Source organism: Winogradskya humida, assembly GCF_016862215.1.
Classification (GTDB): Bacteria; Actinomycetota; Actinomycetes; order Mycobacteriales; family Micromonosporaceae; genus Actinoplanes; species Actinoplanes humidus.
Genome location: NZ_BOMN01000106.1, coordinates 24282 through 46991, shown reverse-complemented (window position 1 = coordinate 46991; position 22710 = coordinate 24282). Strand labels below are relative to the sequence as shown.

23 protein-coding genes are annotated in these 22710 nt (G+C 70.6%); 11 read left to right on the top strand and 12 right to left on the bottom strand.

The genetic code is table 11. From position 1 onward, the window contains the following. Positions 1 to 123 precede the first annotated feature (123 nt). The 3 genes from Ahu01nite_RS36385 to Ahu01nite_RS36375 all read right to left on the bottom strand — a co-directional run bounded on the left by Ahu01nite_RS36385 (position 124) and on the right by Ahu01nite_RS36375 (position 2150). Entirely contained in the window at positions 124 to 291 is a 168-nt protein-coding gene (locus tag Ahu01nite_RS36385; protein WP_203841269.1) for a hypothetical protein, read from the bottom strand. Next, entirely contained in the window at positions 288 to 938 is a 651-nt protein-coding gene (locus tag Ahu01nite_RS36380; RefSeq protein WP_203841268.1) for a hypothetical protein, read from the bottom strand. Before Ahu01nite_RS36380 ends, Ahu01nite_RS36385 begins: the two co-directional genes overlap by 4 nt. A 288-nt stretch (positions 939 to 1226) precedes the next feature. Then, complete coding sequence (locus tag Ahu01nite_RS36375; protein ID WP_239159424.1) at positions 1227 to 2150, bottom strand: LysR family transcriptional regulator; 924 nt, start codon at positions 2148 to 2150, stop codon at positions 1227 to 1229. 91 nt (positions 2151 to 2241) lie between these two features. Here Ahu01nite_RS36375 and Ahu01nite_RS36370 point away from each other — a divergent pair, with 91 nt between their 5' ends. Beyond that, on the top strand, positions 2242 to 3177 hold the full coding sequence (locus Ahu01nite_RS36370; protein ID WP_203841266.1) for an SDR family oxidoreductase: 936 nt from the start codon (positions 2242 to 2244) through the stop codon (positions 3175 to 3177). On the opposite strand, the gene Ahu01nite_RS36365 is transcribed toward Ahu01nite_RS36370, so the two are convergent. Continuing rightward, positions 3172 to 4797, bottom strand: a complete 1626-nt coding sequence (locus Ahu01nite_RS36365) for an acyl-CoA dehydrogenase family protein (protein ID WP_203841265.1) — start codon at positions 4795 to 4797, stop codon at positions 3172 to 3174. The genes Ahu01nite_RS36370 and Ahu01nite_RS36365 overlap by 6 nt on opposite strands. Before the next feature lie 80 nt (positions 4798 to 4877). After that, entirely contained in the window at positions 4878 to 6437 is a 1560-nt protein-coding gene (locus Ahu01nite_RS36360) for a M4 family metallopeptidase (protein WP_203841264.1), read from the bottom strand. Between the two features lie 239 nt (positions 6438 to 6676). Here Ahu01nite_RS36360 and Ahu01nite_RS36355 point away from each other — a divergent pair, with 239 nt between their 5' ends. Beyond that, a complete protein-coding gene (locus Ahu01nite_RS36355; RefSeq protein ID WP_203841263.1) occupies positions 6677 to 7405 on the top strand; it encodes a hypothetical protein in 729 nt (242 codons plus the stop codon). A gap of 359 nt (positions 7406 to 7764) precedes the next feature. Here the strand turns inward: Ahu01nite_RS36355 and Ahu01nite_RS36350 are convergent, their stop codons facing one another. Beyond that, on the bottom strand, positions 7765 to 8814 hold the full coding sequence (locus Ahu01nite_RS36350) for a TDT family transporter (protein ID WP_203841262.1): 1050 nt from the start codon (positions 8812 to 8814) through the stop codon (positions 7765 to 7767). Positions 8815 to 8884: 70 nt separating this feature from the next. Here Ahu01nite_RS36350 and Ahu01nite_RS36345 point away from each other — a divergent pair, with 70 nt between their 5' ends. Continuing rightward, positions 8885 to 9781 (top strand): LysR family transcriptional regulator, encoded by an 897-nt coding sequence (locus Ahu01nite_RS36345; protein WP_203841261.1) that lies wholly within the window; start codon positions 8885 to 8887, stop codon positions 9779 to 9781. 220 nt (positions 9782 to 10001) lie between these two features. Here Ahu01nite_RS36345 and Ahu01nite_RS50800 read toward each other — a convergent pair whose 3' ends face one another. Then, positions 10002 to 10802: an HNH endonuclease signature motif containing protein gene (locus tag Ahu01nite_RS50800; protein ID WP_239159423.1), complete on the bottom strand. Its 801-nt coding sequence runs from the start codon at positions 10800 to 10802 to the stop codon at positions 10002 to 10004. Between the two features lie 224 nt (positions 10803 to 11026). Here Ahu01nite_RS50800 and Ahu01nite_RS36335 point away from each other — a divergent pair, with 224 nt between their 5' ends. Both Ahu01nite_RS36335 and Ahu01nite_RS36330 read left to right on the top strand, forming a co-directional pair. After that, on the top strand, positions 11027 to 11431 hold the full coding sequence (locus tag Ahu01nite_RS36335) for a hypothetical protein (protein WP_203841260.1): 405 nt from the start codon (positions 11027 to 11029) through the stop codon (positions 11429 to 11431). A gap of 447 nt (positions 11432 to 11878) precedes the next feature. Beyond that, positions 11879 to 14524 carry a PQQ-dependent sugar dehydrogenase gene (locus Ahu01nite_RS36330; RefSeq protein WP_239159422.1) on the top strand — a complete coding sequence of 882 codons (2646 nt, stop codon included), beginning with the start codon at positions 11879 to 11881 and terminating at the stop codon, positions 14522 to 14524. Positions 14525 to 14532: 8 nt separating this feature from the next. On the opposite strand, the gene Ahu01nite_RS36325 is transcribed toward Ahu01nite_RS36330, so the two are convergent. After that, complete coding sequence (locus Ahu01nite_RS36325; RefSeq protein WP_239159421.1) at positions 14533 to 15516, bottom strand: AraC family transcriptional regulator; 984 nt, start codon at positions 15514 to 15516, stop codon at positions 14533 to 14535. Continuing rightward, positions 15513 to 16460 carry an SDR family NAD(P)-dependent oxidoreductase gene (locus Ahu01nite_RS36320; protein ID WP_203841259.1) on the bottom strand — a complete coding sequence of 316 codons (948 nt, stop codon included), beginning with the start codon at positions 16458 to 16460 and terminating at the stop codon, positions 15513 to 15515. Before Ahu01nite_RS36320 ends, Ahu01nite_RS36325 begins: the two co-directional genes overlap by 4 nt. A gap of 123 nt (positions 16461 to 16583) precedes the next feature. On the opposite strand from Ahu01nite_RS36320, the gene Ahu01nite_RS36315 reads away from it, so the two are divergent. Further along, positions 16584 to 17138 (top strand): GNAT family N-acetyltransferase, encoded by a 555-nt coding sequence (locus tag Ahu01nite_RS36315; RefSeq protein WP_203841258.1) that lies wholly within the window; start codon positions 16584 to 16586, stop codon positions 17136 to 17138. Positions 17139 to 17186: 48 nt separating this feature from the next. Here Ahu01nite_RS36315 and Ahu01nite_RS36310 read toward each other — a convergent pair whose 3' ends face one another. Continuing rightward, a complete protein-coding gene (locus tag Ahu01nite_RS36310) occupies positions 17187 to 18104 on the bottom strand; it encodes an NmrA/HSCARG family protein (protein ID WP_203841257.1) in 918 nt (305 codons plus the stop codon). Positions 18105 to 18195: 91 nt separating this feature from the next. On the opposite strand from Ahu01nite_RS36310, the gene Ahu01nite_RS36305 reads away from it, so the two are divergent. After that, positions 18196 to 18741: a TetR/AcrR family transcriptional regulator gene (locus Ahu01nite_RS36305; RefSeq protein ID WP_203841256.1), complete on the top strand. Its 546-nt coding sequence runs from the start codon at positions 18196 to 18198 to the stop codon at positions 18739 to 18741. 332 nt (positions 18742 to 19073) lie between these two features. Here Ahu01nite_RS36305 and Ahu01nite_RS36300 read toward each other — a convergent pair whose 3' ends face one another. Continuing rightward, positions 19074 to 19262, bottom strand: a complete 189-nt coding sequence (locus Ahu01nite_RS36300) for a hypothetical protein (protein WP_203841255.1) — start codon at positions 19260 to 19262, stop codon at positions 19074 to 19076. Here Ahu01nite_RS36300 and Ahu01nite_RS36295 point away from each other — a divergent pair. The 3 genes from Ahu01nite_RS36295 to Ahu01nite_RS36285 all read left to right on the top strand — a co-directional run bounded on the left by Ahu01nite_RS36295 (position 19261) and on the right by Ahu01nite_RS36285 (position 20660). Continuing rightward, positions 19261 to 19407, top strand: coding sequence for a hypothetical protein (locus tag Ahu01nite_RS36295; protein ID WP_203841254.1), 147 nt, complete (start codon positions 19261 to 19263; stop codon positions 19405 to 19407). The two genes, Ahu01nite_RS36300 and Ahu01nite_RS36295, sit on opposite strands and share 2 nt — an antisense overlap. 171 nt (positions 19408 to 19578) lie before the next feature. Beyond that, positions 19579 to 20466, top strand: a complete 888-nt coding sequence (locus tag Ahu01nite_RS36290) for a hypothetical protein (protein ID WP_203841253.1) — start codon at positions 19579 to 19581, stop codon at positions 20464 to 20466. A 20-nt stretch (positions 20467 to 20486) separates the two neighbouring features. Further along, positions 20487 to 20660, top strand: coding sequence for a cold-shock protein (locus Ahu01nite_RS36285; protein ID WP_203841252.1), 174 nt, complete (start codon positions 20487 to 20489; stop codon positions 20658 to 20660). Positions 20661 to 20829: 169 nt separating this feature from the next. Here Ahu01nite_RS36285 and Ahu01nite_RS36280 read toward each other — a convergent pair whose 3' ends face one another. Then, positions 20830 to 21711, bottom strand: coding sequence for an SDR family NAD(P)-dependent oxidoreductase (locus tag Ahu01nite_RS36280; RefSeq protein WP_239159420.1), 882 nt, complete (start codon positions 21709 to 21711; stop codon positions 20830 to 20832). Between the two features lie 132 nt (positions 21712 to 21843). Here Ahu01nite_RS36280 and Ahu01nite_RS36275 point away from each other — a divergent pair, with 132 nt between their 5' ends. Continuing rightward, positions 21844 to 22689 (top strand): helix-turn-helix transcriptional regulator, encoded by an 846-nt coding sequence (locus tag Ahu01nite_RS36275; RefSeq protein WP_203841251.1) that lies wholly within the window; start codon positions 21844 to 21846, stop codon positions 22687 to 22689. Positions 22690 to 22710 lie beyond the last annotated feature (21 nt).

The window sequence follows — 22710 nt, the reverse complement described above, 5'->3', positions numbered from 1 at the left end:
CCGGCCTGGCCACGACGGCCCGGCCCACTGATTGGTGTGCAGCTATCACCGGGTCCTGGCCGGTGTCCGTGTCATGCGGCCACCCCTCCGCCGTTCCGGCGCCCCCGTAGTTGTCGGAGCTGTTTATCGCGTCAGCTGCTCGAGAGCCTGAAATATGGGGCCGAGGTCGTTGAGGTTGCCGAGTAGGGCGCCGGCCAGCATCCAGCACACCGATCGCGGGACCGTGAGCTGCACACGCAGGACGGGTTCACGTTCCGGGCCACTGTCCGGGGTGGGGTTCTTCGCGCTCACGCTGTCGCTCCTGCAGGCCGGGCCCTGGTCGACGGGCGCATCGCCCGGACGTGGCGGTACTCGTAGAACATGGTGGAGCCAGGGGCGGTCAGTTCTGCTCGTTTGTAGCGTTCGCGCTGCTCGACCAGGCCGAGCTCGCGCAGGTTCTTCAGTCCGCGCAGGGTGGTGTCGGCCGACCAGCCGTACCAGGTCGGCATGTGTTCGGCGGGGAAGGCGGCCCAGCGGCGCTCGGCGCAGATGGCCAGCAGCATCGCCAACCCGGGGAGGTTGATCTTCTCGTCGTGGCCCTTTGCCCAGAATCCGATCGGCAGTTGCAGGTACGCGTCCTTATCGGCCAGGCCCGGTCGGGAGTATGGCTGCCTGGTTCCGTCTTCGCGCAGCAGCGTGACGGCGATGTTGCGGCTGCCCTTGGTGCGGGTGCAGTCGATCAGGCCTTTGTCCTTGAGCCGGGTCATGGTGCGCCAGGCTGCGGTCCGGGCGGCCGCGGACTCCGCATCCTTGTGGGCGTCGAACAGCCGGGCCCAGACCAGGCTGTCCAGTTCGGTGGTCCAGGTGTCCTGCTCGTTCGTGGCGCTGCTGGCCGCGACGATCATTAGGTAGGCGCGTAGGCCGCGTAGGTCGCCGGCGGTGACGAACGGGGCCAGCATCCCGGGTCGCGTCTGAGCGGACTGGGGTAGTTGGACGAACACCTTCCGCAGTGGCGCGGCTGTGCGCTTGGCGCGTAGGAGGAGCCGGGTACGCGTTTCACCTCCGCTGACCGGCGCCGGGCGGCGGGGACCATCTCAGCGCAAGGACTGGACCGCCTCACCCCGATGGCTGCGAAAGCCGCAAAACAGACATTGTGTAGTAGTGATCCACTGTTCAGGGTTCGGAACCTGAATCGGGTGAGGGTCGCTCGCGCGCGGTCGCTCGGCCCTCACGCCGTATCGAAGCCGTCAGATGCCGGCGCGGGCGGTCGGTTCTCCCTGCCGTGCGTTGATCAGGCTTCCCGGTGCGGCGGCCTGTCCGAGCAGTTCGACGGCCAGGGCGCGCAGGTGGGAGATGACCGGCCGGTGGTCCGTGGCCCGGGTGGCGAGCACGACGCGGCACGGCGGGATTCCCTCGACGGGGATCGCGACGAGGTCGGGGCGCGGCGTGGCGGGTGCCGGGGTCAGGGCGAGTGCCTGGCCGCCCGCGACGAGCTCGAGCTTGTCCCACGCCGTGGTGGCGAGCGGGCCGCCGGGTGCCCGGCCCCCGTCCGGCCGCGGGTCGATCCGCCAGAACGCGTCGTACACCGGGTCGTCGTAGCGCACGAGCGGCTCCCGGGCGAAGTCGTCGAGGGTGACCGTCCGGCGCCCGGCCAGCCGGTGCGTGACCGGCATCAGGAGCATCCGGGGCTCGTCGAAGAGCGGCGTCACGGTCAGCTCCCCGCCGGGGAACGGCTCGCGGGTGAGCACGGCGTCGGCGTGGTGTTCCGCCAGGGCCGGCTGCACCTCGCCGGCGGTGAGGTGCCGGGTGCGCACGCCGATGGCTGCGTGCCGCTCCCGCAACTCCCGCACCAGCCCCGTCACCGGGAGATCCCCGGTCCAGCCGATCGTCAGGTCGCCTGCCCGGACGGCGGCCCGGGTCGTCGCCGCTGCTTGCCGGGCCGTGCGCAGCAGTTCCTGGGCCTGCGGCAGGAACACCCGGCCCGCCTCGGTGAGGTTGCTGCCCTGCCGCGACCGTTCCAGCAGCCGCACCCCGAGCACCACCTCGAGCCGCTGGATCTGCCGGCTCAGCGACGGCTGCGCCAGGTGCAGGGCGTCCGCGGCGCGATGGAAGTTGCCGTGCTCCGCCAGCACGGTGAAGTACCGCACGAGCCGCAGGTCGAGATCCGCCACGCGCCCACCGTACCCGTGATAGCCATCGCGCATCACGTGACCGCAACCAGGTCTTGGACGCCGCCCGGCACCCGTCCCTACCGTGCTGACCATGCGAATCTTCGTCACCGGAGCCACCGGCTACATCGGCTCCGCCGTCACCCGCGAACTCCTCACCGCCGGCCACGACATCCTCGCCCTCGCCCGCACCGAACCCGCCGCCGAAGCCCTGACGCTGCCCGGGGTCGAGGTGCACCGGGGGAGCCTCGAGGATCGGGACAGTCTGCGGGCGGGCGCGATGAAGGCCGACGGCGTGGTGCACGCGGCGTTCGCGAGTATCACCGGCGGGTCGGACCGGGCCGCGTCGGCCCGCGCCGAATACCGGGCGGTCGAGGCGATCGGCGGTGCACTCAAGGGAACCGGGAAGCCGCTCGTGGTCGCCTCCGGCACGCTGGCGTTGCCACCGGGCAGGCTCGGGACGGAGCTGGACGCGGCCGATCCCGGCTCCATCGCGGCGGCGGTCGGCCTGGAGCCCTCCCGGATGCTGCGCGTGCGGATCCCGAACGAGCTCGCGGTGCTCGGGCTCGGCGCTCACGGCGTGCGGTCGTCGGTGGTCCGCCTGGCCCCGACCGTGCACGGCGAAGGCGACCGTAAGGGTTTCGCCGCGACCCTGATCGCCACTGCCCGGGCCAGGGGCGTCTCGGCCTACGTCGGCGACGGCGGCAACCACTGGCCGGCCGTGCACCGCCTCGACGCGGCCCGCCTCTTCCGCCTCGCCGTCGAATCCGCCCCGGCCGGCTCGCGTCTGCACGCCGTGGGGGAGGAGGGTGTGCCGTTCCGCGAGATCGCCGAGGCCATCGGCCGCCACCTGGGCCTCCCCGCGACCAGCATCCCGGCCGCCGCAGCGGGCGACCACTTCGGCTACCTCGCGACGCTGGTCACGATCGACAACCTCGCCTCCAGCGACCTCACCCAGCAGAGCCTGCACTGGCAACCCACCCACCCCACCCTCACCGAGGACATCGCCGCAGGCCGCTACGAGCTATGAGGGGAGCGCCCGGTCGACGATGGCGGCGGTGTCCGTGCCGGGTGGTAGGACGCCGAACGTCAGGCCGCCGTCGCCGCCCAGCCGGGAGCCGCAGAACGCGTCGGCGACGTCGTTCGGGGCGTGCCGGACCAGCAGCGCGCCCTGCAGGACGAGGGCGAGGCGCTCGACGATCCGCCGGGCCTGGGACTCGTCCGCGGTGCCGAGCAGCGTGGTCAGGCCGGCCGCTGCGTCGTCGAGGCGGCGGTCGGCGCCCGCGGCGAGGCCGATCTCCGCGCGGTAGGCCTCCAGGCTGCGCGGGTCGCGGCGCAGCGCCCGGAGCGCGTCGAGGGCCTGGACGTTGCCGGAGCCCTCCCAGATCGAGTTGAGCGGGGCGTCGCGGTAGAGCCGGGGGAGACCGGACTCCTCGACGTACCCGTTGCCGCCGAGACACTCCAGGGCCTCGCCGACCACCGCGGGCTGGCGCTTGCACACCCAGTACTTACCGACCGCCACGGCGAGCCGGCTGAAGGCCCGTTCGGCGTCGTCACCTCGTACACCTCGATCGACGGCCCCCGCCAGCCGCAGAGCCAGCACCGTCGCCGCCTCGCTCTCCACCGCCAGGTCCGCCAGCACGGCGCTCATCAGCGGCTTGGTGATCAGCGGGCCGCCGAACGCCGAGCGGTGCCGCGCGTGATGCACCGCCTGGACCAGCGCCGCCCGCATCCCGGACGCCGAACCGGTCACGCAGTCGAGCCGGGTCATCGCCACCATCTCGATGATCGTGCGCACGCCCTGACCCTCGTCGCCCACCAGCCACGCCACGGTGTCGTCGAACTCGGGCTCGCTGCTCGCGTTGCTGCGGTTGCCGAGCTTGTCCTTGAGCCGCTGGATCCGGAACGTGTTGCGGCTGCCGTCGGGCAGCACCCGCGGGACCAGGAAGCACGACAACCCGGCGGGCGCCTGGGCGAGCACCAGGAACAGGTCGCACATGGGGGCGCTCGTGAACCACTTGTGCCCACGGAGGCGGTAGGTGCCGTCCGCCACGCGGGTCGCGGTGGTGGAGTTGGCGCGGACGTCGGAGCCGCCCTGTTTCTCCGTCATCCCCATGCCGGCCAGCAGCCCGCGCTTGACCGCCGGGGTCCGCAGCCCCGGATCGTAGACGCGGCTGGTGAGCAGCGGCTCGAACGTGGCCGCGAGCTCGGCGTTGTGGCGCAGCGCGGGCACCACGGCATAGGTCATGGAGATCGGGCAGGAGTGCCCGGCCTCGACCTGGCTCCACACGAACAGCCCCGCCGCCCGCGCGACGTGTGCCCCGGGCCGGTCGTCACCCCACGGCGAACCGGCCAGCCCCTCGCCGACGGCGACCTCCATCAGCCGGTGCCACGACGGGTGGAAGTCGACCTCGTCGACCCGGTGACCGTAGCGGTCGTGGGTGAGCAGCCGCGGCTCGTGCCGGTTGGCCTCCTCGGCCCAGCGCCGCGGCTCCTCCTGGCCGCCGAGCTTGCCCAGCCGGTGCAGGTCGCCGGTGGCCCACCCGGCACCCTCGCGCTCGACCGCGCCCAGCAGCGCCGGGTCGGCGGCGATGTCGTGGCCCACCAGCGGGGGCGGCTGGTTCACAACGTCATGGGTGGACTGGCTCATGGATCGAATGTAACGGGGACGGCCCGATCAGGGCCGTCCCCGTTCTCAAGCCTGTGGACAGGCTCGCATTGTGGATAACGTCAGCAGGTCGGTTCCCCGGACTGGGCGGGGACGCTGACGGCGGTCCAGGCGGCCTTGACCGCGTTGAACGTGGTGCAGACACCCGGGGTCAGGCTCTTCGCGGCCTGCAGGGTCCACACCCGGTACTTCAGGTACGACGAGCTGGACGTCTTCAGCAGCATCGCGTTGTACATGACCTTGATCGCGGTCTGGATGCCGACACCGGTGACGGTGCTGCTGTTGCACGTCGGGCTCGCGGGCTGGCCGTTGCCGGCGCTGCCCTGGGCGAGCAGGTAGAACCAGTGGTTGCCCGGCCCGGCCGCGGCGTGCACCTCGGCGCTCGGGGTGCTGCTGGAGTAGCAGTTGCTGTGCCCGGCGAGCGACGGGTTGTACATGTAGCGGATCGGGCCGCTGCCGACGAGGTTGACCTCCTCGCCGACCTGGTAGTCCGGCGGGTCGTTCGGGTTGTTGGCGTAGAACTCGGTCGCCGCGCCGAACGTGTCGGCGACGAACTCCTGCGTGCCGCTGCGGGAGATGCCGCCCGGCGTGTAGTCGTCGATGCCGTGACCCAGCTCGTGCCCCACCACGTCGGCCGACGCGATCCACTTGCCGGCGGTGTTCTTGCCGATCTGGACCTGCGTGCCGTCGTAGTAGGCGTTCTGGTCGTTCAGGCCCACCCGGATCGGCCACGCGCCGCCGCTGCCGTTCTGACCGTTACGCCCGAGCCACGACGAGAGCATCGCGGTCTGCTTCTGCGCGACGTAGAACGCGTCGACGCAGCCGGTCTCGCGGTTGGTGCCGACGCCGTTGCCCCACACGTTGTCGGGGCCGGTGAAGACCGCGTTGCCGGTGGCGTTCTGGCAGCTCAGCGTCGTCTGGACCGGGTCCTTCAGCGAATACGTCGACCCGGACAGCGTCGTGTTGAGCGTGACCGAGCCGTTGATCCAGCCCGTGCCCGTGCCGCTGACGTCCATGACGTGCTCGGTGGTCTTCACGACCTTGCCGGTCACGGCGTCGACGGCGACGCTGAGCCGGCTCGGCCCCTCCGCGCTCGTGCCGGTCATCGTGGACTCCCAGGCCAGCGTCGCCGCCCTGCCCTCGTCCTTGACGATCACCAGCTTCGTGCCCTCGACCCCGGTGACCGAGGCCAGCTGCTTCTTCGCGGTGGCCAGCGCCGCGGCCTGCGACACCTTCGGCGTGGTCGACAGATCACCGAGGGGGCTGCTCTGCGCGACCGAGGTGTACTCGACCTGCCCGGCGGCGTCGGTGACGATCACAAAGTCACCACCCGACACGGGTACGCCCTTGTAGCTGCGTTCGTACGACACGTACTGGTGCCCGGCCGAGGAGACGACCTGGCGCTGCTGGAACGTCTCGCTGCCGCCGGCGTGCAGGTAGGCCGGACGACCGGCGACCAGCGCCGCTGCTTTTCCGGAGGCCAGGGTGACGGCCGCCTTCGCGGAATCCGCGGCGGACGGCGCCGGCGGGGTGACCGGCCCGGCGTTCGCCGGCGCGGTGGTCATCGCAGCGGTGACCGCGGCGGCGGCCCCCAGCGCGACGACGAGGGAGGATCGAAACATTTCGCGCACTCCTTCCCCGCCCCGGGGGAGGGGCAGGCTTGGACATCACGCTATTTATCATCGCGAATCCAGGTAATGGGGAAAACCCTCGTTCCTGTGCCGTACACCGGCGCGACATCTCCGGGTAGAGCCTGGTCACACTGGCCCGTAGCAGGGCACACAGGAGTTTCACAGGCATGTAGAGTCGCGTCGCTCGATGTCTGAAACACCATCACGGATGGAAATATATTTTGCGAAGCATGGCGACGAAGGCTGCGTTCGTGGCACTGGCCGTGGCGGTCCTGCCGCTCGCCGGCTGCGGCAGCAACGACACGGACTCCGCGCAGACGTCTGCTCCGGCCGCGTCCTCCGCGCCCGCCGGTAACGGTGTCACGGCTCTCAGCCCCGACGAGATCGTGACGAAGGCGAAGGCCGCCCTCGCCACGGCCAAGTCGTTCCACGTCAAGGGTGACGTGGCCCAGGACGGCGAGAAGACCGGCATCGACCTCAAGCTCAACGGCGACGACTTCATCGGCGCGATGACCATGGGCACTGCCAAGGTCGAGCTCCTCGCGGTCGGCGGCAAGAAGTACATGCGCCCCAACGACGAGTTCTGGACGACCGCCGCCGGCGCCCAGGGCAAGACCGTCGCCCAGCTCGTCAACGGCCGCTGGGTCGCCGGCGCCGACAGCGACCAGTCGTTCGCCGACATGTTCAGCATCGGCGACGTCAACGAGATGCTCAAGCCCACCGGCGCCCTCAGCAAGGGCGACGAGAAGCAGATCAACGGCGTCCCGGCCCTCGGCCTCAACGACGCGGGCGACCCCGGCTCGGTGCTCTACGTCGCCACGACCGGCGAGCCCTACCCGCTGCAGATGGTCGGCTCGGACAAGTCCACGGTCGACTTCACCGAGTTCGGCGAGACCTTCACGGACATCAAGGCCCCGGCCACCAAGGACGTCGTCGACCTCGGCAAGCTCGGCGGCTGACCCAGGCTCTGCGGCTCACCCATTCTGGGCGGCTGACCAGCCCGAAGCATCCAGGGCGCCGATCTCCTCAGGGAGATCGGCGCCCGTTTCGTTCCCCGGATCAGACGGCAGCGAGCTCAGGGATCTGACGTTCCCAGATGCCGATCAGCTCGCGGGAAGTCAGCCGGCGCAGGTGAGGCCGGTCGGCGCGGAGCAGGGCTCGGTCGACGTACATGGCGATGTCGTCAGACTGGCCACAGTCGAGCAGGACCGAGTAGAGCGTCAGGCCGAGTGGGACGGCGCGGTCTGGGCGTGTTCGGCGGATCCTCTCCGCGACAGGTACCAGCAGTTCACCAGCGTGGAGGTGGCGGCCGACGAGCTCAAGGCCGCCCTGCGTGCGCTGACAGGGGAGATGGAGCCGATCTCCACAGGTCGCCGGTGCGGACCCCGCGGGCCGTCCGGACGGTGACGGTGAGCCAGGCGATGACGAGGCCGGCGTACATGAGGATGGCCAGGGCGGTGAGGGCCGGGGAGCCGGAGCGGACCGCCAGGGCGCTGGTGGCGGTGACGACCGTGCCGAGGGGGAAGGTGAAGCTCCACCAGGTCAGGGAGAAGGGCAGGCCGGTGCGGGCGGTGCGCACGGTGATCGCGCCTGCCAGGGCCGTCCAGAACAGAGCGAAGCCCAGGGTGGGTACGCCGTACAGCAGCGCGACCACGCCCGCGCCCGTCGCGTAAGGCTCAGGAAGCACCCCGGGAGCCGCCCGCGCGAGCAGGTGGAACGCCGTCACCGACTGACCGAGCGGGCCGAGGACGATCCACAGTGTCGGAACCATACGGGCGGCGCCGGCGGGGTGGCGTACCAATCGGGCCCAGATCTGGGTGATGACCATGATCGCGGCGAACAGGCTGATGCCGGCCAGCGCGTAACAGCCGAGCAGGAGTTCGCGGGGGAAGGACACGTGCGGCACGAGCAGCGCCCCGGTCGACGCCGAGACCATCGGCGGGACGACCGGCATCAGCCAGCCACCGAACGCGGCGCCGGGGCCGGCCGGCTGCCCGGTCATCATCCGGTAGGGGACGGCGACCGCGACGATCAGCCCGAGGACCGTGCCGGTGCCCCACAGTACGAGGTCGGCGGTGACCGCCGCGGACAGCCCGATCCAGTCCCGGCCGAGCAGCAGGGTGCCCGCACCGACGGTCATCAACGCCATCGGCGGCGCGCCCCAGAACTGCACGAGCACGGGATCGCCGGCATGACTGGTGCCGTTGCGCAGGGTGACGGTGACGACCGCGACGAGCAGGGCGGCGGACAGCGCCCAGACGACCGTGGCGAGGGAGTGCAGGCCTGCTATGCGTACGGGAAGGGTCGCAGCCGCCGTGGCGACGATCCCGGTGCCCATGACGCAGCCGTACCAGTTGGGTCCGAACATGGTCTCAGCCTGCGGCCGGCGCGGCGGGGCCGGTAGGCGGACATCGCCGCTGAGGTCATAGCCTGTGGTTATGCCCCTGCCGCCGGTCTTCGCCGACCTCACCGCGTTTGACCTGCTGCTCAGCGTAGCCCGGCTGGGCAGCGTAGGCCGCGCAGCCACCGCCCACACCATCTCCCAGCCCGCCGCCAGCGCCCGCCTGCGCGAGCTGGAACGCCGCCTCGGCCTGACCCTGCTCCACCGCACCCCGCGCGGCTCCACCCTGACCGCGACGGGAGCCCTGGTCGCCGACTGGGCCCGCACCGCCGTCGACGCCGCCGACGCCCTCGCCACGGGAGTCGCGGCCCTTCGCACCACGCACGAGAGCCGCCTCGCGGTGGCAGCCAGCCAGACCGTCGCGGAATACCTCCTCCCGGCCTGGCTGGTCGCCCTCCGCACCGCCCACCCCGGCCTGAGCGTGACCCTGCGCGCGGCGAACTCCGCCGACGTGGCCGCCGCCGTCCTGGCCGCCGACGTGAACCTCGGCTTCGTCGAGGGCCCCGACCTCCCCACCGGCCTGCACGCCGAAGTCGTCGCCACCGACCGCCTGGCCGTCGTGGTCGCCCCCGGCCACCCGTGGTCCCGCCGCCGCCGGGGCGTCACCGCCGAGGAACTGGCCGCGACGCCCCTGGTGTCCCGCGAAGCCGGCTCGGGCACCCGCCGCGCCTTCGAACAGGCACTGGGCGGCCGGACCACGGCACCGCTCCTGGAGCTGTCGTCGACCACGGCGATCAAGCACGCGGTGGCGGCGGGTTCGGGCGCCGCGGTGCTCAGCTCCCTCGCGGTGACGGCCGAGCTCGCCGCGGGGACGCTGGTCACCGTCCCGTCGGCGGTGCCACTGCAGCGGCGACTGCGCGCGGTCTGGCCCACGGGCGACCAGCTCATCGGCCCAGCCCGCGACCTCTACACCATCGCCCGCCGCCACCGCTGACTCGGCGAGTTCCGGCGGTCGTTGTAACACTGCTGGTGAGCAACTGCGGGGCTGAGCTCAGCGATGCAGCCATCGCGCCTTCATCACTGCCCTGCCGTCATGGGCCCCCGATGAGGACTTCCTCTGGTCGATCATCACGGCGGTCACCGGTCTCCGGTACGACGAAGAGCTGCGGTACCACGTCTACCCGGTGTGACGGCCCATCGCTAGCAGATCTCGGTCAGAATGAGCGTTCAACCAAATGTTCGACCTTATCCCGATAGCGAATCACCGAGTCGCGATAAGCGATCGCCGCTTTGCTAGGCCTATCGATGGTCGCGGCTCCTGGAACGAGGCTATGGAACGAGCGTTCGTAATGGTCGCGGCCGTGCCGAGCAGGTAGCCCGCGGTGGCAGGTACTGCAGAGCGTGAGCAGGTTCAGTTCATGAGTCAGACCACCGGTACCCCACGGGCGGACGTGGTGAACGTGGAGCTCAAGATCGGTGTTCGTGCCAGGGCCACGCCCACAGACCCGGCAGCGGTACATATCCCTCTTGAGGACCTGCAGACGCAGCTTGGGGGTGGGTGCGTACCTGAGTTCCTGGCCGGGGCGGCCCTGCAGCCCGACGAAACCGGAACCCTCGGGAGCAATGGCAGATGGCGACGGCAGCAGTTGGTCCACGAGGAACTCCTCGGCAGTGCTGGCCTCGACAAGGCCGTGTCCGCCCAGGATGTTCCAGACAGCGAACTGCTGGGCGCCTTCCACAAAGAGCGCCGGCTGACCGAGGTGCACCAGCTGGTCGAACGCCTGTTGTCCCATCACGAGAGACGGCTCTCGCAGCTCATAGCGCATAGTGTCGTCGGTCCATCCGGCCCAACCAGTGAACGCGGAACTGTATAACGATCCGTCTTCGTCGGCGCCGAGGGTGAACTGGTAGTAGTGTCGATCAGAAGCCGCTTCCAACATGACGCTGAGGTCAGACGCGAGTGACGCTGGATAGGTCAGTGGTTGGTTGATCTTTATGCCGTCATCTGTCGTCACAGCGCGGGACGCTACGCCGACGGTACGACATTTCGCTATCCGCACCGAAGGTAAAGATAGCCAGAGCGGCATTTACATAGCCGACGGATTCAGCCGAGCAGCGGAAGGCCGCCATCGACTACGCACCGTCATGGCTGATGCCGAGCCGGGCGCCGATCAGCGGCAGATGGCCGCGTGCCGAGTGTCCGGATCGAGTCGTGTTCCGGTACGGCAGAATATCCCCCGTGGACGTCAGGACGGTTGTTGTTGAGGGCTACTACGAAGTGCTTGCTCTGCACCGGTATCTCTTCGAGTGCAAGGGCGAGGACCTCTCCAGCGAGTACGCCGGAAGTCCGTTCGTGGCGGCGATCCAGAATCGCCTGGCCGACGCACTCGAGGCTGCTGATCCTGGACCTGGGTGGACGAAGTGGCGCGCTGCGGAGCGCCACCAACACCGTGTTGACGCGGTACGGCAGCACCTTTCAGACGCGGGCCACTGGAACGCCATGAGTCGCGAGCAGCGTGAGGCGTATGTCGAGGACCTGCTCGCGCCACTGCGGATTGCGAGCGATCTCCTGGATGATCTTGTAGCCGTCCAAGCCGACCCGGTTCCGACTCGATCGACAGACAGCCCCGCGAGAGATCAATGAAATCCACGTTGGGTAGTTCAGATGTGCCCTGATCTGGCGAACGTTCTGCCGGTCACCGCGGCGCGGAAAGGCTCAAGGGGTATGCCCAGCTCGAAGTAGCGGTGCCCTCCTCGCCGACACCATCGTCGGCCAGAGGATGGACGAACGGATGGCTCAGGTCAGGGCCGGTTCGCGACCGACTGCGACGGCTACAAGGCGATGCTGGCGGCCGATCGCAAGCGCCCAGACAGGTTCCGGGAGACCGACCCGCGCGGGCGGGCGCGGGCAGGCCAGGATGCTCGGTGGAAAGGGTCGGCCCTTTCGGCAATTCCGGATTGCGGCGGTGATGGCCGTTCCCGCTGATCGTCCTGCTTACGACGAATCGAATCGGCGCCGCGACCTGCGAAAACAGCCACCGGCGGATTTCCGACAGGCAAGCCCCGCCGGGCCCCGTGGTTGCTTGATCGGGTGAGACTCCGCCCCGCACTGACCGTCGCCGCTCTCCTCGTCCCGCTCACGGTCCTGAACCCGGCAACGAGCGCCGCCGCGGCCGAGCCCGCCCCACTCGCCCGGGTCAACTTCCAGCCCGCGACGTCACCCGTGCCCACGGGATACACCGCCGACACCGGCGCGGCGTTCACCCCCGCGCGCGGGTCGGGCTGGGTGGTGCAGGGCTCTCAGACGCCACTCGACCTGAGCCGCAACACCCGGGACCGGGCACGCACGGGCATCGACGCGCGGCTCAACACGCTGATCCATCTTCAGTACGGCGATATCGGCGGCGCCAACGGCGTATTCACCGCCGGTGCCTGGGAATACGTCCTGCCCAACGGCCTGTACCGGGTGACGGTGTCGGTGGGTGACCAGCCCGCGTACGACAGCTCGCACACCGTTCGCGTCGAGGGCTGCCCGGCGGTGACCGGCTTCGCAGGAACCGCAGCGACGGAGTTCCGCACAGCGACCGTGACAGTGCCGGTGACCGACGGCCGGCTGACCGTCGACGCGATCGGCGGGACGAATACCAAGCTCAACTACCTGGAGATCTCGCCGGCGTACGCGTTGAAGGTCAACTTCTCGGACCCGGCGGCCGCGCCACCGGCCGGCTACGTGCGGGACTCCGGGGACGCCTACGCGGACACCCGTGGCTACGGCTGGGTCGCCGACGGAACGTCGACGCCGTTGAGCCTGACCGCCAACGGGCGGAACCGGAACCCGGTGGCGGGGCAGGCCGACATCCGCCTGGCGACGCTGATGCACCTGCAGCTCCCGGTGAACACGCCCGGTAGCTGGGAAGCGGCGGTGCCGAACGGTGCGTACACGGTGACCGTAGCCGTGGGTGACGCCGGGACGGCCGTGGACAGTAGCCACTGGCTGAACGTCGAGGACCAGAACGCTGTCGCGGCCTTCGTGCCTACCAGCGCCACCCGGCACGCGACGGCCACCCGGACGGTCACGGTCACCGACGGGCGGCTGACGCTCAGCGCTGCGGGTGGCGTCAACACCAAACTGAACTATGTGGACATCGCGGCGGCGGCCAGTGCCCCGGGAGTGCGGACGAGTACGCCGGCGAACGGCGCGGTGGGCGTACCCGTGAATGGAAGCGTGGTGGAGGACCTGGTCCTGCCGGACGGGGGTGTCGACGCCGCGACCCTGAACGCGTCCACCGTGACCCTGACCCGGGTCAGCGACGGCGCCGCGGTGGCCGCGACCGTGATCACCAGCGGCGGTGGGGACGTGGTGAACCTGTCGCCGGCGGCTGCCCTCGCGCCGCTCACGGCGTACCGATTCAGTGTGACCTCGGGCGTGCGGGACGTGCGCGGCAGAGCGTTCCAACCGCATTCGATCGTCTTCACCACCGGCAGCGGCGACGGTCCCGGCGGCCCGGCGGCCTTCGACAAGGTGGTCGGCGTCGCGACCGGCGCGTCCTTCACGACGGTGGTCAAAGGACCTGACAACTATTTGTACGCGGGGAGCCTCGACGGCCGTATCTTCCGTTACCCGATCGCGGCGGACGGCACGCTCGGCACCGCGACCGTGAGCACCGCGGTCCGGGACAACGCGACAGCGCTGGGCCTGCCGGGCGCACCGGCGCGCACGGTCATCGGCATGGCCTTCGACCCGGCCGGCGATCTGTGGGTGACCGACAACTACGAGTACGTCGGCCCGCTGAACGTCCCGGACTTCTCGGGGCGCATCGGCCGGATCCACGACGGCGTCTACACACCGGTGGTGGTCGGCCTGCCCCGCTCGGTGAAGGACCACGAGACGAACTCGCTGGCGTTCGGCCCGGACGGCGCGCTGTACGTGTCGCAGGGCGCGAACAACGCGATGGGCGGCGCGGACGCGACCTGGGGCAACCGCCCGGAACGCCTGCTCAGCGCGGCGGTCCTGCGCCTCGACACCAGTCTGCTGGGCACGTCACCGTTGGACGTCTCGTCCACCTATGATCCGTACGCCGCGGGCGCACCGCTCACCCTCTACGCGACCGGGGTGCGCAACGCGTACGACCTGGTGTGGCACCGCAACGGCCACCTGTACGCCCCGACCAACGGCTCGGCCGCCGGCGGCAACACTCCCGCGACACCGTCCCCGCTCCCGGCCGCCTGCGCGCGCCGCGGCTACACCGCCCCGGTGGTCCCGGCGCTGACCGCGGTCCCGACGGCGGAGACGGACTACGTCTTCGACGTGAAACCGGGTCGCTACTACGGACACCCGAACCCGGCCCGCTGCGAATGGGTCCTCGCCGGCGGCAACCCGTCGACCGCCACGGACCCCTTCGAGGTCCCCGCCTACCCCGCGGGCACCCAGCCCGACCCCAACTTCGACCTCGCCGGCACGTACGACGCCGGCCTGCATGCCTCCGCGAACGGCGCCCTCGAATACCGCGGCGGCGCCCTCGACGGCAAACTCCTCGTGGTCCGCTACTCCTCCGGCCAGGACATCGAGACCTTCGACGTCGCGCCCTCCGGAATCCTGAGCAACCGGACCACCGGCATCACCGGCTTCACGGGTTTCAGCCAGCCCCTCGACGTCGCCCAGGACCCCGCCACCGGCAACCTCTACGTCACCGAACTCGGCGCGAGCCGCATCACCCTCCTGCGCCCCCGCTCGTGAGCGCAGGCTCAGCTCGCCGCCCGGGACCGCTGGGGTGTGGTGCCTGACCAGCGGCGGAAGGCCCGGTAGAAGGAGCTGGGCTCGTCATAACCGAGCAGCAGCGCGACCTCCGGGACCGAGACGTCCGGGCGGCTGAGGTAGCCGCGGGCCAGGGTGCTCCGGGTGTGTTCGAGGACGGCCTGGAAGGTGGTGTGCTCGCCGGCGAGGCGTCGCTGCAGGGTCCGGTCGCTCAGCGCGAGGCGGCGGGCGACGCCACCGGCCGTGGCCCGGCCCGCGGGGAGAAGCTCGACGAGGGCCGCGCGGACCCGTTCGGTGGTGGACTCGGCCCGGTCGAGGTCGGCGAGGCGGCGGCGCAGATCGGGCTCGAGGAGCTGCCACATCTCGGCGTTCGAGGTCAGGAACGGGCGCCGGGCGTCGGCGGCGGTGAACACGACGGCCGGGGCCGCGCCCGGCCCGAACGGCACACCCAGGTAGTCCCGCCAGGCGTCGGCGGCGGGGCCGCGGGGCGGGTCCGGCATGAGGATCCGGGCCGGTGTGATCCGGGTACGGGTGCCGAGGCGGGCGAGCGCCACCCAGAACGCCAGCTCGTACGCGACGAGACCGGGCGGTGGCGACGGCTCCGCCGGCCAGTGCATCGTGAGGGTCAGGTCGCCGGTGAGCGTCAGCTGCTGCGGGCCGAGGAGCCGCTTGTACAGGGCGATCCGTTCCGCGGCGCTGCGCAGGTCGGCGCTGCACAGCGCGGCGAAGATCGGGGGCTGGAACGTCTCGGTGCTCATCCGGGCGGCCAGCCGGGACCCGATCGCCGGGTCGCCGGCGAGCTCCTCCATCGCGGTCCAGCACCGGTAGAACTGCGGCGGGGTGAGCGCGGCCGGGCCGTGCAGGAACAGGTCCTCGGGCAGCCCGGCCGCCCGCAGCACCGGCCCGGCGGGGATGCCGACGTCGGCGAACATCGCGGCGGTCGCCGCGCTGAGCGTGAACCGGGCCGGTGTCACGGACGGCTCGCGGTCCCGGCCTGCGCGAGCGCCCGGGCCACGTCGACGTCGAGGCCGGTGAGGTCGCGCGACACCTGCCACAGCACGCGGATCGCCCGATCGGCGCCCGGCCGGATCAGGGGCCGCCGGACCGGCGCACCGGTGGCCGTCCAGCGCGGGCCGTACATCGTGCCGCCCTCGGCCCGGGGGTCGGTCGCGGCGCGCAGCTGGCTCAGCACACCCCGCTCGACGGGCATGCCGATCGCGCGGGTGACCTGACGCAGGATCGTGCCGCGCAGCCCGGCGGCACCGGCCGCGCTGGACGTGTCGAACAGGTCCGAGTCGGTGAACCCCGGGTGGGCGGTCAGCGCGCGGGCGGACACCCCGGCGGCCCGGAACTGGCGGTCGAGCCCCTGCGCGAAGTGCCGGTTCGCGAGCTTGGAGTCGTCATAGGCACCCCCTGGCGAGTACGTGCGCCGCGGATAGCCGTCGAGCGGATGCCCCATGTGCTGCGCGCTGCTGGTCAGCGTCACCACCCGGGCGTCGCGGGTGCGTACCAGCGCCGGCAACAGATGCGCGGTCAGCGCCCAGTGCCCCAGATGGTTGACGCCCAGCTGCGTCTCGAACCCGTCGGCGGTCGTGCCCTGCGGCACCGCCATCACCCCGGCGTTGGTGATCAGCAGATCGATCCGCGCATGACCGGCCAGGATCTCCCCGGCGGCCCGCTCGACCGACGCCAGCGACCCCAGGTCAAGACCGACGATCTCCAGCGAAGCCCGCGGGTACGCCGCCCGGATGCCGTCCCGCGCAGCCGCCGCCTTGCCCCTGTCCCGGGCCGCCATGACCACATGTGCCCCTTTCGCGGCAAGCACCCGCGCGGTGGCCAGCCCGAGCCCGCCGTTCGCGCCGGTCACCACCGCCACGCGTCCCTGCTGCCCGGGAACATCCGCTACTGACCAGGCCATCGTCGTATCCCCTCGCAAGCGTCCACCCTCTGTCACCCCCGACGCTACGGTCCCGCGGACCCCGCGACAGTGGCAGAACGCGCCACTCTCCTGCCCATCCGCGCCACCACCTAACCTGGCGCGATGACCGGCGACTTCTCCCGCAAACCGACATTGACCGGCGACCGGGTCGTGCTGCGCCCGTTCCGCGAAAACGACAACCCGGCGATCGCCACGGCCCTGCAGGACCCCGAAGTCATTCGCCTCACCGGCAGCGAACCGCTCACCTGGGACGAGGCGGCCGAGCAGAAGCTCCGCGACTGGTACGCCGCCCGCAACACCCAGCCCGACCGGCTCGACCTGGCCATCGAGGACCGGGCGACCGGGCAATGGGTCGGTGAGGTCGTTCTGTACGAGGTCGACACCCGCAACGCGAACTGCACGTTCCGCACCCTGATCGGCCCCTCCGGCCGCGACCGCGGGCTCGGCTCCGAGGCCCTGCGCCTCCTCCTCCCGTACGCGTTCAGCGCGCTCGCCCTGCACCGCATCGAGCTGCACGTCTTCTCGTTCAATCCGCGCGCGCAACGTGTCTACGAGAAGGCGGGTTTCCAGGTGGAGGGCATCCAGCGGGAGGTTCTGCGCACCCCGCAGGGCTGGGCCGACGCCGTGCAGATGGCCATCTTGAACCCGGGCCGGTGAGTACGCGCCCGGCCGGCGCCCCTCGGTGGTCGCCGGCCGGACAACCCCTTAGTTGCCGGCGGGCCCGGAAAGGTTGCTCGCGAATTTCTGGGACCACGTGCGGAAGTCCGTCGCCTGCAGGCCGCGCCCGGTCAGGAGGCCGGGGTGGGCGGGGCTGCCGACGACGTCCATGCGTTCGACGGCGTTGACCATGAACGGCAGCATGCCCCGTGTGACAGCTTCGTCGCTGGTCAGCACCGGTGCTTCGACCTTGCGGCCGGTCTCCTCGGTCAGGATGGCCGCGATCTCCGTCATGGTGTGCACGTCGCCGGCCATCTCCAGGTCGACGCCGTCGAGGGTCCCGGCATCTCCGAACGCTGTCGCGGCCGCGGCGCCGATGTCGTCGACGGCGATCAGGGGGATGCGGGTGCCGGCGGAGAAGCTCGTGATGATCGTGCCCGTGGCGGCCCAGTCGCCGAACAGGTAGGAGAAGCCGATGAAGTTCTCCATGAACGTGGCGGGCTTCAGGACGGTCCAGCGGGCGAAACCGCTCGTGCGGACGAGCTCGTCGATCCCGGCCTTGCTCTCCCAGTAGTGGCGGTCCCAGCGGCCCTCGGCCCAGCCGGGGGAGGTGCGGTGGAACTCGCCCGCCCCGGAGACGCTGCTGTGCACGAACTGCGTGACCCCCGCTTCGCGGGCGGCCTCGACGAGGTTGCGCCCGCGGATCGCTTCGGCGTCACCGGCCAGGTCGTTCACGTCGGGGTACGGGATCGAGAAGACGCCGTCCACGCCGCGCGCCGCGGCGAGCAGCGAGGCCCGGTCGTCCAGGTCACCGACCGCCAGTTCGGCGCCCAGTGTCACGAGCTCCTGAGCGGCTGCGGCCTCGGGATCGCGGACCAGGGCGCGGACGGCGGTGCCCCGGGCGAGCAGGGCGCGGGCGGTCGAGCCGCCCTGTTTGCCGGTCGCGCCGATGACGAGTACGGACATGGGTTCCTCCTGGAACAATAAGTGGGGTGGCCCCCCGCTTCTGCCCGGCTACGATATGGGGGACCACCCCACTTTGCCAACAGGGCGTGCCATGAGAGCTGACGCACAGCGCAACTACGACCGCATCGTCGAGGCCGCCTCCGAGGCGGTCGCCCGCGACGGCGCCGAGGCCTCCCTCGAGGAGATCGCCCGCCGCGCCGGTGTCGGTTCCGCGACCCTGCACCGGCACTTCCCGAACCGCTGGGCGCTGATGAGCGCGGTCTTCCACGGCCGCACCGAGGGCCTCTGCGAGCGGGCCGGTGAGCTGGAGACGGCACCCGATCCGCACGAGGCGCTGGTGACGTGGCTGCGCGAGCTCGCTGCGTACTCTGCGACTGCTCGTGGCCTGGCGGCGGTCCTCCTGGCCGAGCCCCTGCAGCAGAGCGAGTCCTGCGGCGCGATGCTGGTCACCGCAGGCGAGAGGCTGCGGCTCAGAGCGGTCGAAGCCGCCACCGTACGTCCGGACGTCTCCATCGCCGACCTGCTCACCCTTGTCAACGCGATCGCCCTGGCCGCCGAGAAGACCGGCCCCGCCGAGGCCGCGCGCCTGGTGAGCCTCGCCATGGACGGCATCTCGGCGCATCCCCAGACAAGGTGACGGAAGCCGGGGTGACGGAAGCCGGGGTGACGGAAGCCGGGGTGACGGAAGCCGGGGTGACGGAAGCCGGGGTGACGGAACACGCGCGGTTCGCGGTAATCGCACCATTCGGTGACTACATTCGAGCTGATTGGTCCACGACCGTGACGGGTGGCTGACTCGTTGGGGCCGTGGGAAAACCGAGAAAGGAGTGATCACTGTGTGCCGTGTCGCGACACGACCGATTCCGGGCGGCGAGGGTGGAAACCTCCACCGCTAGCCCGGCCCGCCGGAGCCGTCGAGGTTCGCAGCGGTCCGTCCGTGACGATCCTCAGCGGCTCCGACCCGCCCGGTCAGGGGGCCAGGGCGATCGTGGCCAGGCCGACCAGGGCGACCGAGAGCACCAGCGAGATGGTCAGCAGGGTGGCCGGGGCGAGCGATTCCGGCAGGGCGGTCGGCGAGGTCAGGAATCGGCGGACGACGCTGCCGCCCTCGCCGCCGGGGCCGCCCCCGGCATGATGGTTGTTCCCGTCGGCATCCATGGCGATCGACCTCTGCAATGAAAGTGGCGAATATTTACCGGCAAAGGATGCGGTGCTGTTCCCTGAGATCACAACCGTCTCTCCGTACGTATCCGGCGTACCGGTGATCGTGTTCCGTGAATCGATGCCCGTTTCCGATCGATGAATTCCTGATCAATGCCCTCAGCAAGGGTCGATACTGCGACGGTCCGGTAAACGCGATCTTCCAGCAATCACCCGGCGGAGTGACATGTCCGCGATGACGCTTTTGGCATAATGAGAGAAGGCGTTTCCAGTATGAGCTGATCGTCAGGGACGCGCTCGGGGGCTGAATGGCATGAAAAACGTCCAGGGATTTGTCAACTTCACGGCCCTCGCGGTCGGTCTGGCCGCCGGAGTGGCCCAGCTCGCCGGTTTCTCGAACGGCCTCGGACGGCTCATCCTCACCATGGTCGGCATTGCCTGCCTGCTGTTCCTCGTGGTCCGGTTCACGCTCTTCTACTACGTGCGGCGCGGCGGCCAGCTCAAGCGCGAGCTGGAGGAGGCCAACCAGCGCATGGCGACCCTGCAGGTCGGCCATCAGCACTACGTCGACGCGATCGACCGGATCATCGACCAGGAAGGCCCGATCTACACCGAGGCCCTCGAACTGGCCGTCACCGTCGGCGCCGACGCCGCCGGTGACACCATCGTCGAACGCCGCCGCACCATCCCCAAACCGCGGGTCACCCAGCGCGCCGTCAGACCCGTCGTGCCCAGCGAGACGGAACGCATCACCAGTCTGGAAGATCTCGAATTCTCCTGCGTTCTCGACGGCGACGCGGCCGGCAACATAAGCGTTCTCCCGCTGCCCCGCAATCATCGCCCCCGCGCCTGGCTCGTCTTCGATCCGGGCCTCACGGAACAATTCGAATGGATGATCAGATACCGCCCGGCCGGCCTCTGGGACCCGCTGCGCGCCCACGGCTTCGATTACCTGATCTGGAATGACCGCCTCCCCGCCGGAAACGGCGACAGATCGATCCTCAGCGAACTCACCGTAAAATTCTATTTCCCCGACGGCCCCAAACCACCCGGCGTCGTGGAACGCCGCGGATTCGGCAGCTCCACACCCCCGCAACGCCTCGCCGACGCCAAGGGCTGGCAGATCACCTGGCACGACCCGGCCCCCGCCGGCCGCCGCTACGAGTGGGACCTCACGCAATCCATTCGCCCACCAACCTGACCGCCCTGCATGATGGGGGGATGGTCAGCGTGGGGACGGTCCGCAGCTGGAATGCCGACGAGGGGTGGGGCGTGCTCGACGGCCCCGGCGTTCCGGGTGGGTGCTGGGTGCACTTCTCCGCCGTCGCGGCGCCGGGCTACCGCGAGCTCGAGACCGGCCGGACGGTGATGTTCCGGGCCGAGGCGGCGGACTAGGACGGCTACGCGTTCCGTGCCGTCAAGATCTGGACCGGCGATACCGAGCCGCCCGGCCCGCAGGCCGTGCCGTCGGAATCGCCTGGCCCGCAGGCCGGGGCGGGCAGCTCCGACGGCTACAGCAGCAGGCTGACCCTCACCTTCGACCAGCCGGAACGCCGACCCTGAGTCAGACGACGGCGTCCGCGCCGAGGAGAGCCGCAGTCGCGTGCCACAACCGTTCCGCGGTGGCGGCGTTCTGACCGGCGCGGCTGGGCTTACGGATCAGCGGATAGCCGGTAAAACTGAACAGGCCGTCCGGGCCGATGTAAGCGTTGCCGGGGACGTCCTCCGTGGCCGCATACAGCAACGGCAGTGCCCCGTGCTCGACGTCCTGGACCAGGAACGGCAAGCGGTTGACGAAGCCCAGTGGGGAGTGGCTGACCAGTCCGGTCCGCGCGACGCCGGGGTGCGCGACGACCGAGCGGACCTGGCTGCCCGAGGCGGTCAGGCGGCGCTGCAACTCGAGGGAGAACAGGACGACGGCGAGCTTGGACGCCTCGTAGACCGCCAGCCCGTTGTACTTGCGGGTGCGCCAGTCGAGGTCGGCGAGGTCCAGTTTGCCGAAGCGGTGCAGCTGGCTGGACACCGTGACGACCCGGTCGGTCAGGCGGGGCAGCAGCAGGGTGGTCAGCAGGAACGGGCCGAAGTAGTTCGTCGCGGTCTGCACGTCGAGGCCCTGGGCGGTGCGCGCCGCCGGGATGTCCATCACCCCGGCGTTGTTGATCAAAATATCGAGCTCATCGGGGTACGACTGCGCGAACGCGCGTACCGAATCCAGGTCGGCGACATCGAGGTGCTGGAAGCTGAAGTCGCCCGGAAGGCCGGCCATCGCTCCGCGTGCCTTGCCGACGTCACGCGCGGCCAGCACCACCCGCGCACCGGCGCGGCCGAGCTCACGGGCGGTGACCGCGCCGATTCCGCCGCCGGCACCGGTGATCATCACCGTCGTACCGGTCAGGTCCTGCAGGTGGTCCGCGGTCCAGGTGGCCATGACCAGCTCCTCCGTCAAGTGGGTGTCCCTCCAGTGGAAACGCTGCGGGCGCTCGGATGAAGGACCGGCTCAACCGCTGAATGACAGGGCGTGGCTAACGGTGACCCGCCTGCCGGAAGATGGGGTGAGACAGCGAGAGGGGTGGGCCCGATGGTGAACCGCGACGGCCTGGCTGCCTTCCTGCGCGGCCGCAGGCAGTCCCTGCAACCCGAGGACGTCGGGTTGCGGCGGGGCAGCCGGCGGCGCACGAGTGGCCTGCGCCGTGAGGAGGTCGCCGAGCTGTGCGACATGTCGGCCGACTACCTGGCCCGCCTGGAACGCGGCAGCGGATCACAGCCGTCGCAGCAGATGACCGCGGCCATCGCCCGGGGCCTGCGCCTCACCCCCGACGAACGCGACCACCTGTTCCTGCTCTGCGGGCACCGCCGGCAACCACGGCAGCTCCGCGACGCGCACATCAGCCCCGGCCTGCTGCGCGTCATGGACCGGCTCCAGGACACCCCCGCCGAGATCATCGGCCCGATCGGCGAGACCCTGCAGCAGACCCCGCCGGCCGTGGCCCTCCTCGGCGACGAAACGCATCACACCGGCCCGGCACGCAGCGCTCTCTACCGCTGGTTCACCGACCCGGCCGCCCGCGACCGCTACCTGCCCGAAGACCACCACCAGCACAGCCGGGTGTACGCCGCAGTGCTCCGCGCCGTCGCCACCGCCCAGGGCCCCGGCTCCCCGGCCGCGTCCCTCGTCACCGACCTGCAGAACAGCAGCGAGGAGTTCGCCGAGCTGTGGGACCGCCAGGAGGTCGGCCTGCGCTGGAGCAACGCCAAACGCTTCATCCACCCCGAGGTCGGCCGCATCGACCTGTACTGCCAGACCCTCCTCGACCCCGACCAGGGCCAGTCCCTGCTCATCTTCACCGCCACCCCCGGCACCGAGAGCCACGACAAACTCGCCCTCCTCACCGTCCTCGGCACCGACACCTTCACCCGCTCCTGACCACCGTCCCGGAGACGGCCT

Coding starts and splice junctions, on each gene's coding strand:
- Ahu01nite_RS36380 (WP_203841268.1), bottom strand. CDS start 938: ATGCTGGCCCCGTTCGTCACCGCCGGCGACCTACGCGGCCTACGCGCC.
- Ahu01nite_RS36370 (WP_203841266.1), top strand. CDS start 2,242: ATGCGAATCTTCGTCACCGGAGCCACCGGCTACATCGGCTCCGCCGTC.
- Ahu01nite_RS36365 (WP_203841265.1), bottom strand. CDS start 4,797: ATGAGCCAGTCCACCCATGACGTTGTGAACCAGCCGCCCCCGCTGGTG.
- Ahu01nite_RS36360 (WP_203841264.1), bottom strand. CDS start 6,437: ATGTTTCGATCCTCCCTCGTCGTCGCGCTGGGGGCCGCCGCCGCGGTC.
- Ahu01nite_RS36355 (WP_203841263.1), top strand. CDS start 6,677: ATGGCGACGAAGGCTGCGTTCGTGGCACTGGCCGTGGCGGTCCTGCCG.
- Ahu01nite_RS36350 (WP_203841262.1), bottom strand. CDS start 8,814: ATGTTCGGACCCAACTGGTACGGCTGCGTCATGGGCACCGGGATCGTC.
- Ahu01nite_RS36345 (WP_203841261.1), top strand. CDS start 8,885: ATGCCCCTGCCGCCGGTCTTCGCCGACCTCACCGCGTTTGACCTGCTG.
- Ahu01nite_RS36320 (WP_203841259.1), bottom strand. CDS start 16,460: ATGGCCTGGTCAGTAGCGGATGTTCCCGGGCAGCAGGGACGCGTGGCG.
- Ahu01nite_RS36315 (WP_203841258.1), top strand. CDS start 16,584: ATGACCGGCGACTTCTCCCGCAAACCGACATTGACCGGCGACCGGGTC.
- Ahu01nite_RS36310 (WP_203841257.1), bottom strand. CDS start 18,104: ATGTCCGTACTCGTCATCGGCGCGACCGGCAAACAGGGCGGCTCGACC.
- Ahu01nite_RS36305 (WP_203841256.1), top strand. CDS start 18,196: ATGAGAGCTGACGCACAGCGCAACTACGACCGCATCGTCGAGGCCGCC.
- Ahu01nite_RS36295 (WP_203841254.1), top strand. CDS start 19,261: ATGGCGATCGACCTCTGCAATGAAAGTGGCGAATATTTACCGGCAAAG.
- Ahu01nite_RS36300 (WP_203841255.1), bottom strand. CDS start 19,262: ATGGATGCCGACGGGAACAACCATCATGCCGGGGGCGGCCCCGGCGGC.
- Ahu01nite_RS36290 (WP_203841253.1), top strand. CDS start 19,579: ATGAAAAACGTCCAGGGATTTGTCAACTTCACGGCCCTCGCGGTCGGT.
- Ahu01nite_RS36285 (WP_203841252.1), top strand. CDS start 20,487: ATGGTCAGCGTGGGGACGGTCCGCAGCTGGAATGCCGACGAGGGGTGG.
- Ahu01nite_RS36275 (WP_203841251.1), top strand. CDS start 21,844: ATGGTGAACCGCGACGGCCTGGCTGCCTTCCTGCGCGGCCGCAGGCAG.